The 14,155-nt window shown below is 67.6% G+C and carries 13 protein-coding genes; 2 read left to right on the plus strand and 11 right to left on the minus strand.

From position 1 onward, the window contains the following. Positions 1–303 precede the first annotated feature (303 nt). From KK141_RS06410 to KK141_RS06420, 3 genes are all read right to left on the minus strand, one after another. Entirely contained in the window at positions 304–606 is a 303-nt protein-coding gene (locus tag KK141_RS06410; RefSeq protein WP_214570179.1) for a hypothetical protein, read from the minus strand. A 76-nt stretch (positions 607–682) separates the two neighbouring features. Beyond that, positions 683–1,888 (minus strand): M23 family metallopeptidase, encoded by a 1,206-nt coding sequence (locus KK141_RS06415; RefSeq protein WP_214570178.1) that lies wholly within the window; start codon positions 1,886–1,888, stop codon positions 683–685. 247 nt (positions 1,889–2,135) lie between these two features. Beyond that, on the minus strand, positions 2,136–2,621 hold the full coding sequence (locus KK141_RS06420) for a peroxiredoxin (protein WP_214570177.1): 486 nt from the start codon (positions 2,619–2,621) through the stop codon (positions 2,136–2,138). Between the two features lie 164 nt (positions 2,622–2,785). On the opposite strand from KK141_RS06420, the gene KK141_RS06425 reads away from it, so the two are divergent. Together KK141_RS06425 and KK141_RS06430 are read left to right on the plus strand one after the other, a co-directional pair. Beyond that, positions 2,786–3,214 carry an Hsp20/alpha crystallin family protein gene (locus KK141_RS06425; protein ID WP_214570176.1) on the plus strand — a complete coding sequence of 143 codons (429 nt, stop codon included), beginning with the start codon at positions 2,786–2,788 and terminating at the stop codon, positions 3,212–3,214. Positions 3,215–3,324: 110 nt separating this feature from the next. Further along, entirely contained in the window at positions 3,325–4,221 is an 897-nt protein-coding gene (locus tag KK141_RS06430) for a DnaJ C-terminal domain-containing protein (RefSeq protein ID WP_214570175.1), read from the plus strand. Between the two features lie 184 nt (positions 4,222–4,405). On the opposite strand, the gene pilH is transcribed toward KK141_RS06430, so the two are convergent. The 8 genes from pilH to KK141_RS06470 all read right to left on the minus strand — a co-directional run bounded on the left by pilH (position 4,406) and on the right by KK141_RS06470 (position 14,134). Further along, positions 4,406–4,771 (minus strand): twitching motility response regulator PilH, encoded by a 366-nt coding sequence (gene pilH, locus KK141_RS06435; protein ID WP_026634409.1) that lies wholly within the window; start codon positions 4,769–4,771, stop codon positions 4,406–4,408. Positions 4,772–4,855: 84 nt separating this feature from the next. Next, positions 4,856–5,854 carry a YhdH/YhfP family quinone oxidoreductase gene (locus KK141_RS06440; RefSeq protein WP_214570174.1) on the minus strand — a complete coding sequence of 333 codons (999 nt, stop codon included), beginning with the start codon at positions 5,852–5,854 and terminating at the stop codon, positions 4,856–4,858. Positions 5,855–5,877: 23 nt separating this feature from the next. After that, positions 5,878–6,474, minus strand: coding sequence for a TIGR00730 family Rossman fold protein (locus KK141_RS06445; protein WP_214570173.1), 597 nt, complete (start codon positions 6,472–6,474; stop codon positions 5,878–5,880). 141 nt (positions 6,475–6,615) lie between these two features. Further along, positions 6,616–8,040 carry a dihydrolipoyl dehydrogenase gene (gene lpdA, locus KK141_RS06450; RefSeq protein WP_214570172.1) on the minus strand — a complete coding sequence of 475 codons (1,425 nt, stop codon included), beginning with the start codon at positions 8,038–8,040 and terminating at the stop codon, positions 6,616–6,618. Between the two features lie 129 nt (positions 8,041–8,169). Further along, complete coding sequence (gene odhB, locus KK141_RS06455) at positions 8,170–9,354, minus strand: 2-oxoglutarate dehydrogenase complex dihydrolipoyllysine-residue succinyltransferase (RefSeq protein ID WP_214570171.1); 1,185 nt, start codon at positions 9,352–9,354, stop codon at positions 8,170–8,172. Between the two features lie 6 nt (positions 9,355–9,360). Further along, complete coding sequence (locus KK141_RS06460; RefSeq protein ID WP_214570170.1) at positions 9,361–12,198, minus strand: 2-oxoglutarate dehydrogenase E1 component; 2,838 nt, start codon at positions 12,196–12,198, stop codon at positions 9,361–9,363. A 246-nt stretch (positions 12,199–12,444) separates the two neighbouring features. Continuing rightward, positions 12,445–12,936 (minus strand): hypothetical protein, encoded by a 492-nt coding sequence (locus KK141_RS06465; RefSeq protein WP_214570169.1) that lies wholly within the window; start codon positions 12,934–12,936, stop codon positions 12,445–12,447. A gap of 10 nt (positions 12,937–12,946) precedes the next feature. Then, positions 12,947–14,134, minus strand: coding sequence for a cupin domain-containing protein (locus tag KK141_RS06470; protein ID WP_214570168.1), 1,188 nt, complete (start codon positions 14,132–14,134; stop codon positions 12,947–12,949). Positions 14,135–14,155 lie beyond the last annotated feature (21 nt).

The following is a 14,155-nucleotide window of genomic DNA, read 5'->3' on the forward strand; positions in this document are numbered from 1 at the left end:
CCGCTCCTTCTAGTCGCGTCGCGAGCCGTTGCTCTAAGGCCATTTCTTTTGGGTTACTTTTTCTTTGGGCCAGCAAAGAAAAAGTGACTCGGGCGCCGGCAGGCGTCCGAAATGCCCGCTGCATAAGCGGCCAGTCCGCGGCCACGCGAAAATCGAACGATACCGTTACTGGATCCCGGCCTACGCCGGGATGACGAGCAAACCGAAATGCCCGCTGCATAAGCGGCCAAATCGCGGCCACGCAAAAACCAGTCGATGACAACCAGGCGATACCGTGATAACGGCAAGCCCGCGGCGCCCCACTTATTCGTAAGTGGTGACAGTCAACCGCGTATCACTCCCGGCATAGCCGGTGAAATACCGCAACAGCTCGGGTATATCGCCGCTGGCCAGCGCGGCACTCAATAGCTGCTTCCGCGCGCTAGCGGAATTCCCATCCGGCAACACATGCACACCCGCAACGCTCAACGGCGCCGCAGGCGTGACCAGTCTTCCGGTGAATTGAATCCGCCCTTGCTCGGCTTGTGCGGCGGCGGGCGACAACAGCAGAGCGGCGATGGCGAGACCGCAGGCAGGCCGCACGCGGCCGGTGTGACGAAGATCCATGGATAAGCGTTCGAATAGTGGAGGTGACCGTAGATGTAGCCGGTCACCTAGGACTATTCCTTGAGGTATTTACCGATCAGGGCGATTTCGTCTTCGGGGGTACTGCTTTGAAGACATACGGCGGCGTAAAGCTCAGCACCGACAGCGGCGCCGGCAGTTCCCCTCGGCGTACCGCGACGCTGGCCGACGGCAGCCAGCGTTTCTGCTCGCCGAAATCGCCGATCGAGGCATAGCTGCCGATCCAACCGAACTGGTCGAACGCATAAGGCAGGCCCTCCGCATCCAGCGGCACGTTCGCGTCGGCGACATGCATATGCAGATGCGGGCCGGTGGTTTCGCCGGTGTAGCCGAGCCGTCCGATCACGTCGCCGCGATGCACGGCCTGGCCTGCTTTCACCGTGATGCTGCCGGTCTTCAGGTGCTCGTAGAACACGTAGCGCCCGCCGCCGAGGTCAAGGCTCACGTAGTTGCCGGTGGCGTCCTGCAGCGGCACGCGCGTGGGTTTGCCGGGGTCGACTTTCGCCGGCTCCGGCATGCCGTCCATCGCCGCGGCGATCTTGCCGTCGGCCACCGCCAGCACTTCTTCGCCGTAGCCGAGCCAGTGGCTCTTGTCGGTGGGATCGCCCTGGGTATAGCGGCCCTGCGCATCGACCTTGATCCAGTCGATGGCGAAGCGTCCGGGCACGTGCACTGCGCCGTTCACCGCGTACAGCGTGCGGCGATGGCCGCGCGGCCAGGCGCTGTCGTAGATCGCGACCCAGTAGCCGCCGCGCAGCGGCGGCGAGAACACCACCGGTGCGGGCCAATGCGGCAGCCTGAGCTGGCCGCCTTGCGCCTGCACCGCCGTACCGTTGTCGCGCGATGCGCTGAGTTCGTGGGTGAGATGCAGGTCCGCCGGCGCTTCGTCGAAGCTCAGGTTGAGATAGACCACAGCATGCGCACCCGGCGCGATCGTCGCATCGCCTTTCTTGCCCGACATGCCCGGCCCGCCGAGCAGCGCGCGCAGTGCGGTTTCGTCGTAGTCGCGCAGCACGTGGCCGTTGTCGGCATCGAGCACGCGCAGTTGCTTCGGCTGCAGCGGGTCGGCGGCGTAGTTGTCGAGGTGCAGCTCGTACAGCAGTTGCCATTGGCCGTTGACCTTGACCGGCTCGGGCTGCCACGGCACGCGCAGGTCGAAGGTCTGCACGACGGGGGCGCGCTGCGCGAATACGGGGGATAGCGATATGCCAAGAAGCGCGATGGCGATGGAAAGCAGCTGGCCGAACGTCGAAGCGGATTTCATGAGCTCCCCCGATAGCGATGCCGGCCAATTTGGGAGACCACGAAGCGGCGCGCTAGTGCCCACACACCATGACCAATGGCGTAGGTTGGGGTGAGCCGCAGGCGAACCCCAACATGGTGGGCGCCCCACGGTGTTGGGGGTAGCCGGCGGGGGCCCCCCCGGCCACCCCCACATTGGGGGGCCCCCCCGGGTGTTGGGGTTCGCCTTTGGCTCACCCCAACCAACGCCGGTCGGTACCGATAGGCTGCTAAACGTCGATTGCGGCCAGCATCGCCTCGGCACTGGACACGCGAAATTCGCCCGGTGCTTCCACTTGCAGCTGCCGCACCACGCCGTTCTCCGCATACAGCGCGAAGCGGCGCGAACGCAGGCCCATGCCATACGAAGCGCCGTCGAGTTCCAGCCCCAGCGCGCGCGTGAAACTGCCATTGCCATCGGCCAGCATCAGCATGCCCGGCGGCACCTTCTGGTCGCGCGCCCAGGCCTGCATCACGTAGGCATCGTTGACGGCCATGCAGATCACGTCGACGCCGCGTTGCTGGAATTCCGCGAAGCGCTGCACGTAGCCGGGCAGATGCTTGTTGGAGCAGGTCGGGGTGAACGCGCCGGGCACGGCGAACAGCACCACCTTGTGCTGGCCGAACAGCGCGGCGGTCTGGCGGGTTTCGATCTGGCCGTCGACGATGGCTTTGATCTCGAGGTCGGGCAGGGCCTGGCCGGGCTGGATCGTCATAAGGATCGCTCTGAAAGAAGGGTAAGCGCGGGGATGCTAGCGCCTCGGGGCTGCCGCTGTCGTCTTGGCATGTCGTCTTGGCATGTTGTCTTGAATCGGCCCAGCGCGAACCTATCTATCGATGCAGGCGGTGATGGCACCGCAAACCTATTCGAGGATTCACCATGTATCTGGGACGTACGCTTTCCTGGCCCCGGCAGCACCTGGGCGACCGCCTGTTCCAAGTGGAGCAGCCCGTTAACGCCAATACCGGCGACGCGCAGTGGGCGCCGCGCGTGGACATCAAGGAAGACGACAAGCGCTTTGTGATTCTCGCCGACATCCCGGGCATCGACCCGGCCGGCATCGAAGTGAGCATGGACAAGGGCGTGCTCACCATCAAGGGCGAGCGCAAGCAGGAGACCCCGGCCGAGGGCGAGCGCCACACCCGCGTGGAGCGCGCGCACGGCGCCTTTCTGCGCCGTTTCGCGCTGCCGGACAGCGCCGATGCGGAAGGCATCACCGCGCACGGCCGCCACGGCGTGCTGGAAGTGTCGATCCCCAAGCGGGCCGAGAGAGCGCCGCGCCGTATCACCATCGAAACCACGCACTAAGCGCGCACATCAGACGCTAGCGTGTTGCGGCTACGGCCCGCCACGGACCATGATCCGTGGCGGGCCGTCCGCGTTGTCAGGACTTGCAGCAGCCATTGGCGGGAGTGGCAGTGGAATTCAAAGACTATTACGACACCCTGGGTGTGAAAGCGGACGCCAGCGAGGCCGAGATCAAGGCGGCCTTTCGCAAGCTCGCCCGCAAATACCATCCGGACAAGAACAAGGAAGCGGGCGCCGAGGAGAAGTTCAAGGCCGTCAACGAGGCCAATGAAGTGCTGCGCGATCCGGAAAAGCGCCGCGCCTACGACAACCTGCGCGCCGGCGGTTACCGCGGCGGCGAGCAGTTCCGTCCACCGCCGGGCTGGGGCCAGGGCCAGAACTTCGATTTCGGCGGCGGCGGCGGCGATTTCAGCGACTTCTTCGAAAGCCTGTTCGGCCGTGCGGCCGGCGGCGCGCACAGCCAGGCCCGCGCCAGCCGCGGCGGCGACATTCAGGCGCAGGTACAGATCGAGCTGCAGACCGCCTTCGACGGCGGCCGCACGCGCGTAGCTCTGCACGACGGCAGCGGCAACGAGCGCGTGCTGGAAGTGAAGATCCCCGCCGGCATCCAGCCCGGCCAGGTGATCCGCCTGTCCGGCCAGGGCCACCCCGGCCGCGGCGGCGGCCCCAGCGGCGACCTGCTGCTGGAAGTGCAGTTCCGCGACGACGCGCGCTTCCGCCTGGACGGCCGCAACGTGCTCCACGTGCTGCCGATCACCCCCTGGGAAGCCGCCCTGGGCGCCACCGTGCCGGTGCCGACCCTGGCCGGCGCGGTGGACCTGCGCATCCCCGCCGGTTCGCAGTCGGGCCGCAAGCTGCGCCTGAAGGGGCGTGGCCTGCCGGGGGCGCATCCGGGCGACCAATTGGTGGAACTGTCGATCCGCGCGCCGGCGGCGGAGTCGGACGAACAGAAGAAGGCTTACGAGGCGCTGCGCGACGAGTTCGAAGGATTCGATCCGCGGCGTTGAGCCAGCAGTAGCTGGCGTAGGTTGGGGTGAGCGCAGCGAACCCCAACGATGCGCGGCGTTGAGGCTAGAAATGTTGGGGTTCGCCTTCGGCTCACCCCAACCTACACCCCGAATGCGTTTCCCGATCAAACAAAAACGGCGCCCTCCAGGGCGCCGTTTTTCTGTACTGCTTTGCCTCGCCAGTTCAGGCCGGCAGCAGGCCCTTCAGCGTCTCCACCAGCTCTTCTTCCTTGATCGGCTTGGTCACATAAGCCTTCGCACCCTGGCGCAGGCCCCACACCTTGTCGGTTTCCTGGTCCTTGGTGGTCACCAGGATGACCGGGATGTGCTGCGTTTCCGGATCCTTGCTGATGGTGCGCGTGGCCTGGAAGCCGTTGAGATTGGGCATGACCACGTCCATCAGGATGAGGTCGGGCTTCTCGCGCTTGGCCACCTCCACGCCGGCGGCGCCGTCTTCCGCAGTCAGGGTCTCGTGCCCCAGCTTCTCGACGATGCGCTTGATGCCCAGCAACTGCGACGGCGAATCGTCGACGATCAGAATACGTGCCATAAGGTGGGAGTCCCCTTGTTGTTTCGTGTTTCGAAGGATTCTAAGCCGCACTAGCGGCTCTTCCAAGTCGGTTCAGCTTGGGCTTTACACTTCAAGTCTCACAACTGTGCGCCCGAACGAGTCGCCTGCCAGCATGCGCTCGAAAACGCCCGGCAGTTCATCGAGGCTGACTTCGCGGGTGGCGATCCGCTCAAGGTGCCGTGGTTTCCAGTCGCCGGCCAGCTTTTCCCATACGCGCTCGCGCTGTTCGCGTGCGGTGCCGGCCGAGGCCACGCCCAGCAGATTGACGCCGCGGATGATGAAGGGCATCACCGTGCTGTCGAAGGCGAAGCCGCCCGCATTGCCGCAGATCGCCACGTTGCCGTAGGGCGCCACCAGCGGCAGCAGGCCGGCCAGCATGGCGCCGCCGACGTTGTCCAGGGCGCCGCCGAAGCGCGCCGAATCCATCGGCTTGCCGCTGAACACCAGTTCGCGGCGATCGATGCAGGCGCTGGCGCCGAGGCTGCGCAGGAAGTCGAAGTGGTCGGCCTTGCCGCTGATCGCATGCACGTCGTAGCCGGCGCGGCTGAACATGTCGATCGCCAGCATGCCCACGCCGCCGGAGGCGCCGGTGACAGCGATCGGGCCCAGCGCCGGCGTCTGGCGGTTGTCTTCCATCTGCAGCAGGGCCAGCGCGGCGGTGAAGCCGGCGGTGCCCAGCACCATGCTTTCGCGCAATGTGAGGCCGGCGGGCAGGGGGATGGTCCAGTGCGCGTCGAAGCGCGCGTATTCGCCGTAGCCGCCGTCGCGGATTTCCGAAAGGCCGCTGCCGGTGCACAGCACCGCATCGCCTTCCTTGAACTTCGGATCGGTGGACGCCACCACGATGCCCGCCGCATCGATGCCGCCATTGAGCGGGTACTGGCGAAGGATCTTGCCCTGGCCGGTGCCGGCCAGCGCATCTTTGTAGTTGACCGAGGACCACGCCGTCTTCACCAGCACCTGGCCGGCGCTGAGCGCGGCGGTGCTCATGGTTTCGGTGCCGCCGCGATAGCCGGAGCCGTCGTTGTGGATGCGGAAGGCGCGGAAGTCGATGTCGCTCATGGCGTGGCGTCCGGAAGGATGGGTCAGGCTTCGACGCTGCTGCGGTCGATCCACTTGGGGCTGTAATGGCCCTGGTAGTGCTCCATCCAGTGGAACAGCTTTTCCATGCTGTCGCCGAACCACACGCTGTCGCGCTGCTCGGTGCGCACGAAGCGCTCGTCCACCATGTGGTCGAGCATGCCGCGCAGCTGGCGATAGTAGCCGCGCACGTCGAGGAAGGCGCAAGGGAAGCTGTGCAGGCCCAGCTGCGCCCAGGTCAGCATCTCGAACATCTCGTCCATGGTGCCGAAGCCGCCGGGCAGGGCGACGAAGGCGTCGGAGCGCTCGAACATGCGGGTCTTGCGCTGGTGCATGGTCTCGACCACTTCCAGCTCGCTCAGGCCCGCGTGCGCCACTTCGCGCTCCACCAGCTGGCGCGGGATCACGCCGATCACCTTGCCGCCGCCGGCCAGCACCGCGTCGGCCACGGTGCCCATCAGGCCGACCTTGCCGCCGCCGTAGACCAGGGCGATGCCGCGCCGGGCCATCTCGGCGCCGAAGGCGCGCGCCTGCTCGGTGTATTCCGGCGAGCCGCCCGGGCTCGAGCCGCAATAGACGCAGATGGCGGTGGGCTGGGGCATGAGGGTCTCCGGGGAAAGGGAATTAGGGAACGACGGCAGGTCGCGAGGATGTGAAGAACGCCGGCTTTTCGGAGCTGTCCCCGAAAACGGACGGGCCCGCCCATGTCGCCATGGACGGGCCGCGCCGGTGATGCCGCGGGCTCAGTTGCCCTTGTGGATCGCGCGCTTATCGACCGACAGCGCCGCTTCGTGCACGGCTTCCGACAGGGTCGGGTGCGCGTGGACGATGCGGGCCAGGTCTTCGGCGGAGCCCTTGAACTCCATCGTCACCACGGCCTCGGCGATCAGCTCGGACACGCCCGGGCCGACCATGTGCACGCCGAGCAGGCGGTCGGTCTCGGCATGGGCCAGCATCTTCACCTGGCCGATGGCCTCGTTCATCGCCACGGCGCGGCCGATGGCGGCGAACGGGAAGGTGCCCACCTTGTAGGGGATGCCCGCGTCCTTCAGTTCCTTCTCGGTCTTGCCGGCCCAGGCGATTTCCGGCTCGGTGTAGATCACCCACGGAATGGTGTCGTAGTTGATGTGGCCGGCCTTGCCGGCGATCCACTCGGCCACCGCCACGCCTTCCTCGGAACCCTTGTGCGCCAGCATCGGGCCGCGCACGGCGTCGCCGATGGCCCACACGCCGTCCACGCCGGTGTGGTTGTGGTTGTCGACCACGATGCGGCCGCGCTCGTCCAGCTTCACGCCGGTGTCGTCGGCCAGCAGGCCGGCGGTGTAGGCGCGGCGGCCCACGGCCACCAGCAGCTTGTCCACCACCAGCTCGTGCGCGCCGTCCTTGTCTTCATAGGTGAGCGCAACCTCGTTGCCCTTGACCTCGGCCTTGGTCAGCTTGGCGCCCAGCTTGATCTTCAGGCCCTGCTTGGCGAATTCCTTGGCGGCGATCTTGGCCACGTCGGCATCAGCCACCGAGAGGAAGTCCGGCAGCGCTTCCAGGATGGTCACGTCGGCGCCGAGGCGGCCCCACACGCTGCCCAGTTCCAGGCCGATCACGCCGGCGCCGATCACGCCCAGACGCTTCGGAACTTCGGGGAAGTCCAGCGCGCCGGCGTTGTCGACGATGAACTTGTTGTCGAACTTGGCGAACGGCAGCTCGATCGGCACCGAGCCGGAAGCCAGGATCACGTTGGTCGCGCTGATGGTCTGCTTGCTGCCGTCGTTGGCGGTGATCTCGACGTTGTTGCCTTTGAGCAGCTTGCCGGTGCCGTAGAACGCCGTGACCTTGTTCGCCTTGAACAGCTGGCCGATGCCGCCGGTGAACTGCTTGACGATCTTGTCCTTGCGGCCGACGAAGGTGGCCACGTCGATCTTCGCGTTGTCGGCGGTGATGCCGTGCACGGCGAAGTTGTGCGTGAGGTTGTGGAACTGCTTGGACGAATCCAGCAGCGCCTTGGACGGAATGCAGCCCACGTTGAGGCAGGTGCCGCCGAGCGCCTGCTTGCCGTCCTTGCCGGTGAAGGCGTCGATGCAGGCGGTCTTCAGGCCCAGCTGCGCGGCGCGGATCGCGGCCACGTAGCCGGCCGGGCCGGCGCCGATGACGATGACGTCGAATTTGTCGCTCATTGCTTGTTCCTTGCTGCGTGGCGCCGCCGGGCGGTGCCAGGATGAAGCGGGGGAGGTCGGCGGCGGGCCTGGCTTTCGCCGGTGCCCGCCGCCGGAGCTTCGCTACCTATGGGGTCGCCGAGGCGCCGATCAAAGGCCCAGCAGCATGCGCTGCGGGTTTTCCAGCTGGTTCTTGATGTCGACCAGGAACAGCACCGCGTCCTTGCCGTCGATGATGCGGTGGTCGTAGCTCAGCGCCAGGTACATCATCGGCGCGGCGATGACCTGGCCGTTCTCGACGATGGCGCGGTCCTTGATGGTGTGCATGCCCAGGATCGCGCTCTGCGGCGGGTTCACGATCGGCGTCGACAGCAGCGAGCCGAAGGTGCCGCCGTTGGTGATGGTGAAGGTGCCGCCCTGCAGGTCGTCCAGGCCCAGCTTGCCGTCGCGCGCCTTCTTGGCGTAGTCGAGGATGCCCTTCTCGATGTCGGCGAAGCTCTTGTCCTGCACGTCGCGCAGCACCGGGGTGACCAGGCCCTTGTCGGTGGACACGGCGATCGAGATGTCCTGGTAGCCGTGGTAGACGATGTCGTTGCCGTCGACCGAGGCATTGACGACCGGGTGGCGCTTCAGCGCCTCGGCGGCGGCCTTGACGAAGAAGCTCATGAAGCCGAGCTTCACGCCGTTCGACTTCTCGAACTGCTCGCCCAGCGTCTTGCGCATCTTCACCACCTCGGCCAGGTTCACTTCGTTGAACGAGGTGAGCATGGCGATCGAGTTCTTCGACTGCATCAGGCGCTCGGCGATGCGCGCGCGGATGCGCGTCATCGGCACGCGCTCTTCCGGACGCGCGCCCGGGGTCGGCTTCGCGGCCGGGGCAGCGGCGGCCGGCGCGGCAGCGGCGCCGCCCTTGCCGTAGTTGACCAGGTCTTCCTTGGTCACGCGGCCGTCGCGGCCGGTGCCGGCGACCTTGGACGCGTCGATGTTCTGCTCGGTGGCCACGCGCAGGCCGGCCGGGGACAGGTCCGCGCTGCCCTTGGCGGCGGCGGGAGCCGCGGCGGCCGGGGCGGGGGAGGCAGCCGGCGCAGCGGCCACGGCGCCTTCCTCGATCACTGCGATGACCTGCTGGCTGGTCACGGTGTCGCCGGACTGGAACTTCAGTTCCTTGATCACGCCGTCGACCGGAGCCGGCACTTCGAGCACGACCTTGTCGGTCTCGAGGTCGACCAGGTTCTCGTCGCGCTTGATCGCTTCGCCGACCTTCTTGTGCCAGGTGGCGATGGTGGCGTCGGAGACAGACTCGGGCAGAACAGGAACTTTAACTTCGATAGACATCTTGTCTTACTCCGCAGCGTGGTCGGTGCCGATCGGCGCGACCAGCGCCTGCTCGACGAGTGCCGCCTGTTCGGCGACGTGGGTATTGAGGTGGCCGGCGGCCGGCGCCGGCGAGCGGGCGCGGCCGGCGTAGGACAGGCTCTGCTTGGCGTTGACGCAGGCCTGCAGGTGGTGGCGGATCTGGAACCAGGCGCCCTGGTTCATGGGCTCTTCCTGGCACCAGATCACTTCCTTCACGGAAGGATACTTTTCCAGTTCGGCCGTGACCTGCGGACGCGGGAACGGATACAGCTGCTCGACGCGCACCACGGCGACGTCGGTGAGGCCGCGCTTCTCGGCGTCTTCCAGCAGGTCGTAGTAGACCTTGCCCGAGCACAGCACCACGCGCTTGACCTTCTTGGCCGGCAGCTCGCGGTGCTCGCCGATCACCAGCTGGAATTCGCCGGTGGCCAGGTCGTCCAGCGTGGAGATCGCCAGCTTGTGGCGCAGCAGCGACTTCGGCGTCATCACGATCAGCGGCTTGCGCGTCGGGCGCACCATCTGGCGGCGGATCATGTGGAAAGCCTGGGCCGGGGTGGTCGGCACGCAGACCTGCATGTTGTCCAGCGCGCACAGCTGCAGGAAGCGCTCCAGGCGCGCGGAGGAATGCTCCGGGCCCTGGCCTTCGTAGCCGTGCGGCAGGAACAGCGCCAGGCCGCACAGGCGGTTCCACTTCGACTCGCCCGAGCTGATGAACTGGTCGATCACCACCTGGGCGCCGTTGGCGAAGTCGCCGAACTGGCCTTCCCAGATGTGCAGGGTGTACGGGTCGGTGGTGGCGTGGCCGTATTCGAAGGCCATCACCGCTTCCTCACTGAGCAGCGAGTCGATCACCTCTACGCTGGCGTTGTCGCGCAGCGTGGCCAGCGGCATGTAGGTGTGGCCGTCCTTCTGGTCGTGCAGCACCGCATGGCGGTGGAAGAAGGTGCCGCGGCCCACGTCCTGGCCGACCAGGCGCAGGTTGTAGTTCTGCTCCACCAAGGTGGCGTAGGCCAGGTTCTCGGCGAAGCCCCAGTCGCCCGGCAGCTCGCCCGCGGCCATCTTGCGGCGGTCGTCGTAGATCTTGGCCACGCGCGACTGCAGCGTGGTGTCGGACGGCACTTCGAGGATCTTGTTGGCCAGCTCGACCAGCTTGGCCTTCGGCACGCCGGTGTCGGTCTGGGTGGACAGCTTGCCGCCGATGAACTGGTTCCAGTCCACCTCGATGTCCTTGACCAGGGCGCTGGTCAGCTCGGTCATCGGGTTGCCGGCTTCCAGGCGCGAGCGGTACTCGTCGACCAGCTTCTGGCCGTCGCCGTCGGCGATCACGCCTTCCTTGACCAGGGCCTGCGCGTACAGGTCGCGCGTGGTCGGGCGGGCGCGGATGATCTGGTACATCACCGGCTGGGTCGCGGCCGGCTCGTCGGCCTCGTTATGGCCGTGGCGGCGGTAGCAGACGAGGTCGATCACCACGTCCTTGCGGAACTGCTTGCGGAAGTCGTAGACCAGGCGGGTGGCCTGGATCACCGCTTCCGGGTCGTCGCCGTTCACGTGCAGCACCGGCGCGTTGACCATCTTGGCCAGGTCGGTGCAGTACAGCGTGGAGCGCGCGTCCTGCGGGTTGGAGGTGGTGAAGCCCACCTGGTTGTTCACCACGATGTGCAGCGTGCCGCCGATGCGGAAGCCGCGCGCCTGCGACATGTTGAACAGTTCCATGTTCACGCCCTGGCCGGCCAGGGCGGCGTCGCCGTGGATCAGCACGGCCATCGACTGCTGGCGCTCGCTGTCGCGGCGGCGCAGCTGGCGCGAATGCACGGAGCCGGCCACCACCGGGTTGACGATTTCCAGGTGCGACGGATTGAACGCCAGTGCCACGTGCACGCCGCCGCTCGGCGTCTTGACGTCGGCGGAGAAGCCCATGTGGTACTTCACGTCGCCGGAGTGCGCCGGGTCGTCCGGGTGCTCGAACTTGCCTTCGAACTCGTTGAACAGGGTCTTCGGCGGCTTGCCCAGGATATTGACCAGCATGTTCAGGCGGCCGCGGTGGGCCATGCCGACCACGACTTCCTTGATGCCGTTGTCGCCGGCCGTGCGCACCACGTCGTCCACCATCGGGATCAGGCTGTCGCCGCCTTCCAGCGAGAAACGCTTCTGGCCCACGTACTTGGTGTGCAGGTAGCGCTCCAGGCCTTCGGCGGCGGTGAGGCCCGCCAGCACGCGCTGCTTGCCGGCCTTGTCCAGCCCGGCGCTGCCGCCGGCCTTTTCCAGGCGGGTATAGATCCAGTTGCGCTGCTCATGGTTGCTGATGTGCATGAACTCGGCGCCGATGGTGCCGGCATACACCTTCTTCAGGCGCGCCAGCAGCTCGCGCAGCTTCATGCGCTGGCCGCCGCCGGCGAAGTTGCCGCAGTCGAATTCGGTGTCGAGGTCGGCGTCGCTCAGGCCGTGGAAGGCCAGGCCCAGGTCCGGCGCCGGCAGCTTTTCGGCCAGGCCCAGCGGATCGAGGTCGGCGGCCAGGTGGCCGCGCGAGCGGTAGGCGGTGAGGATGCGCAGCACCGCGGCCTGCTTGCGCGCGTGCTGGTCGTCGACCGGGGCGGCCACGCCGACGGCGCGCTGCTTCTGCGCGGCTTCGATGCGGGCGATCGCCGCGGAGTGCGGAACGTCACCGGATTCGCGGCCTTTGAAGGTCCCGAAATACTGGTTCCATTCGGCGGGGACCGACGCGGGGTCGGCCAGCCAGGACTCATACAACTGCTCTACGTAATCGGCGTTGCCGCCGGCGAGCTGGGACGAATCGAAGAACTCGCGAATCAGATTTGTACTCACGTCACCACCGGTGAGGGAAGGGAGGCCTCAGGCCATCCGTCGACCTGGCGGATGGCGGGGAAAAATCCTGTTAATTATGGCCCCGGCTGCTGCACAGCGGCAACCCGGGAAACGGGTTCCAGGTGGGGTCGGAAGGCGTTATTTCGAGGCGGGAGGCTACCGACCATCGTCGTAGGCACGGGTTTTCGCGGGTTTCGCGCACGGCGGCCGCCCGGACGCACAAGCGGGTTGTCGTTCAGCCGGGCGCTAGAGATCGAGCGGCTGCAGCGCGGTGGCGCGGGCCCCGCGCTCCCACACTTCCTGGAAGTGCTGCTGCAGCGGCGCCTGGCTGGCGCGGTCTTCCATCGCGCCGCGCCCGCGCGGGCGCGCGGCTTCCGGCAGGAACAGATAACCGCCGGCGTCGGTGAGCAGGTAGGCCGAGCCATACGAGCGGTCGGACTCCTCCACCGGCTCGCGTACCAGCACGGTGCTGGGCAGGCGCTGGGCCAGGGCGATCAGCCGGTGGCTGTCGCGCAGCGCCGCGGCGGGGTCGTGCAGGATCAGGCGGATCTCGGCGCCGCGGCCGGAGGTGGCGATACGGCGCAGCTCGTCCAGCTCGGCGGCATGGTTATAAGCGTCGGCTGGCAGTGCGGGCTGGTAGATCGCCACGCGGCGGCGCGCGCCGCGCAGCAGTTGCAGGCGCAGTTCGGCCAGCGCCTCGCCGCTGTCGATGGCCAGGGTTTCCGGCCCGCTGGTCATGGACGCGGGTTCACCGGCGGCGCGCCTTGCGCGGCACCAGGTGGCCGTCGTTGACCAGGGCCAGCAGCAGCGCGCGCTCGGCGCCGGCCGGTGTGCGGCCGAACGCCAGCGTGCGTTCGGCGCACAGGCGCTCGGCCAACTCAGCCGGCGCGGGGTAGGCCTGGCCGTTGGCGAACAGGGTGGCGCCGCCCTTGACCCGCGCCCAGGCCATGCGCGACCACGGATGGCGCAGCAGCTGGGCGCCGTCGCCCAGTTGCTTGGCCAGGGCGGCCTCGGTGCTGGCCTTGTCCGGCGCGGCCGGCGCCCGCGCCACGCGGTAGCGGGTGATGTAGCGGCCGAACCAGTCGACCAGGGTGGCGTCGTCCAGCGCGGCGAACGGCAGGGCCTCGCGCACGCGGGCCAGGGCGGCGCGGTCGATCTCGCCCGAGTGTTTGGCCGGGGCCAGGTCCGGGTCGCGGTAGCGCTGTTCGTCGGGCAGGCGCTCGACCAGGTAGTCGGCCAGGTCGCTGGCCAGCTCCGCGCGCGAAGGCGCGCGCATGCCCACCGAGATGGTCATGCAGGGGCCGCCGAAGGCCACGCCGTCGTGCGGCACGCCCGGGGGCAGGTAGAGCATGTCGCCCGGTTCCAGCAGCCATTCGTGGGTGGGTTCGAAGTGCTTGAGCTGCTTCAGTTCCACGTCGTCGCGGAACTCGGTGGGCGCCTGCGGATCGTCGCTGATCGCCCAGTGCCGCTGGCCCAGGCCCTGCAGCAGGAACACGTCGTACTGGTCGACGTGGGCGCCGACGCCGCCGCCCGGCTCGGCATAGGAAATCATGATGTCGTCCACGCGCCAGTTCGGCAGGAAGCGGAACGACTCCAGCAGGGCGGCCACGTCGGCGTCCCATTTGTCCACGTCCTGCACCAGCAGGGTCCAGTTGGCAGGCGGGGTCTTGGCGAAGTCGTCCTCGCTGAGCGGGCCGGTCTTGACCGACCAGCGGTCGCGGCGCTCGTCGTGGACGATCAGGCGCGACAGGGCTTCCTCCTCCAGCGCCAGGCCGGCCAGGTCGTCGGGCTGCAGCGGGGGCGTGAAGTCCGGGAAGGCGTTGCGGATCAGCAGGGGGCGCTTCTGCCAGTAGTCGCGCAGGAACTGCGCCGGGGTCATGCCGAGGGGCTGGCGGGCGCTGCCGCGGACTTCGAGGGGGACGGTGGGCTGGGTCATCGGGAGATTGTACGGGGCACG

The sequence above is a fragment of the Dyella sp. LX-66 genome (assembly GCF_018599165.1).
In the GTDB taxonomy this organism is placed as follows: Bacteria; Pseudomonadota; Gammaproteobacteria; order Xanthomonadales; family Rhodanobacteraceae; genus Dyella_D; species Dyella_D marensis.

Excerpts from the sequence above, each read along its gene's own strand:
- KK141_RS06410 (WP_214570179.1), bottom strand. The coding sequence starts at position 606 with ATGGATCTTCGTCACACCGGCCGCGTGCGGCCTGCCTGCGGTCTCGCC.
- KK141_RS06415 (WP_214570178.1), bottom strand. The coding sequence starts at position 1,888 with ATGAAATCCGCTTCGACGTTCGGCCAGCTGCTTTCCATCGCCATCGCG.
- KK141_RS06420 (WP_214570177.1), bottom strand. The coding sequence starts at position 2,621 with ATGACGATCCAGCCCGGCCAGGCCCTGCCCGACCTCGAGATCAAAGCC.
- KK141_RS06425 (WP_214570176.1), top strand. The coding sequence starts at position 2,786 with ATGTATCTGGGACGTACGCTTTCCTGGCCCCGGCAGCACCTGGGCGAC.
- pilH (WP_026634409.1), bottom strand. The coding sequence starts at position 4,771 with ATGGCACGTATTCTGATCGTCGACGATTCGCCGTCGCAGTTGCTGGGC.
- KK141_RS06440 (WP_214570174.1), bottom strand. The coding sequence starts at position 5,854 with ATGAGCGACATCGACTTCCGCGCCTTCCGCATCCACAACGACGGCTCC.
- KK141_RS06445 (WP_214570173.1), bottom strand. The coding sequence starts at position 6,474 with ATGCCCCAGCCCACCGCCATCTGCGTCTATTGCGGCTCGAGCCCGGGC.
- lpdA (WP_214570172.1), bottom strand. The coding sequence starts at position 8,040 with ATGAGCGACAAATTCGACGTCATCGTCATCGGCGCCGGCCCGGCCGGC.
- odhB (WP_214570171.1), bottom strand. The coding sequence starts at position 9,354 with ATGTCTATCGAAGTTAAAGTTCCTGTTCTGCCCGAGTCTGTCTCCGAC.
- KK141_RS06465 (WP_214570169.1), bottom strand. The coding sequence starts at position 12,936 with ATGACCAGCGGGCCGGAAACCCTGGCCATCGACAGCGGCGAGGCGCTG.
- KK141_RS06470 (WP_214570168.1), bottom strand. The coding sequence starts at position 14,134 with ATGACCCAGCCCACCGTCCCCCTCGAAGTCCGCGGCAGCGCCCGCCAG.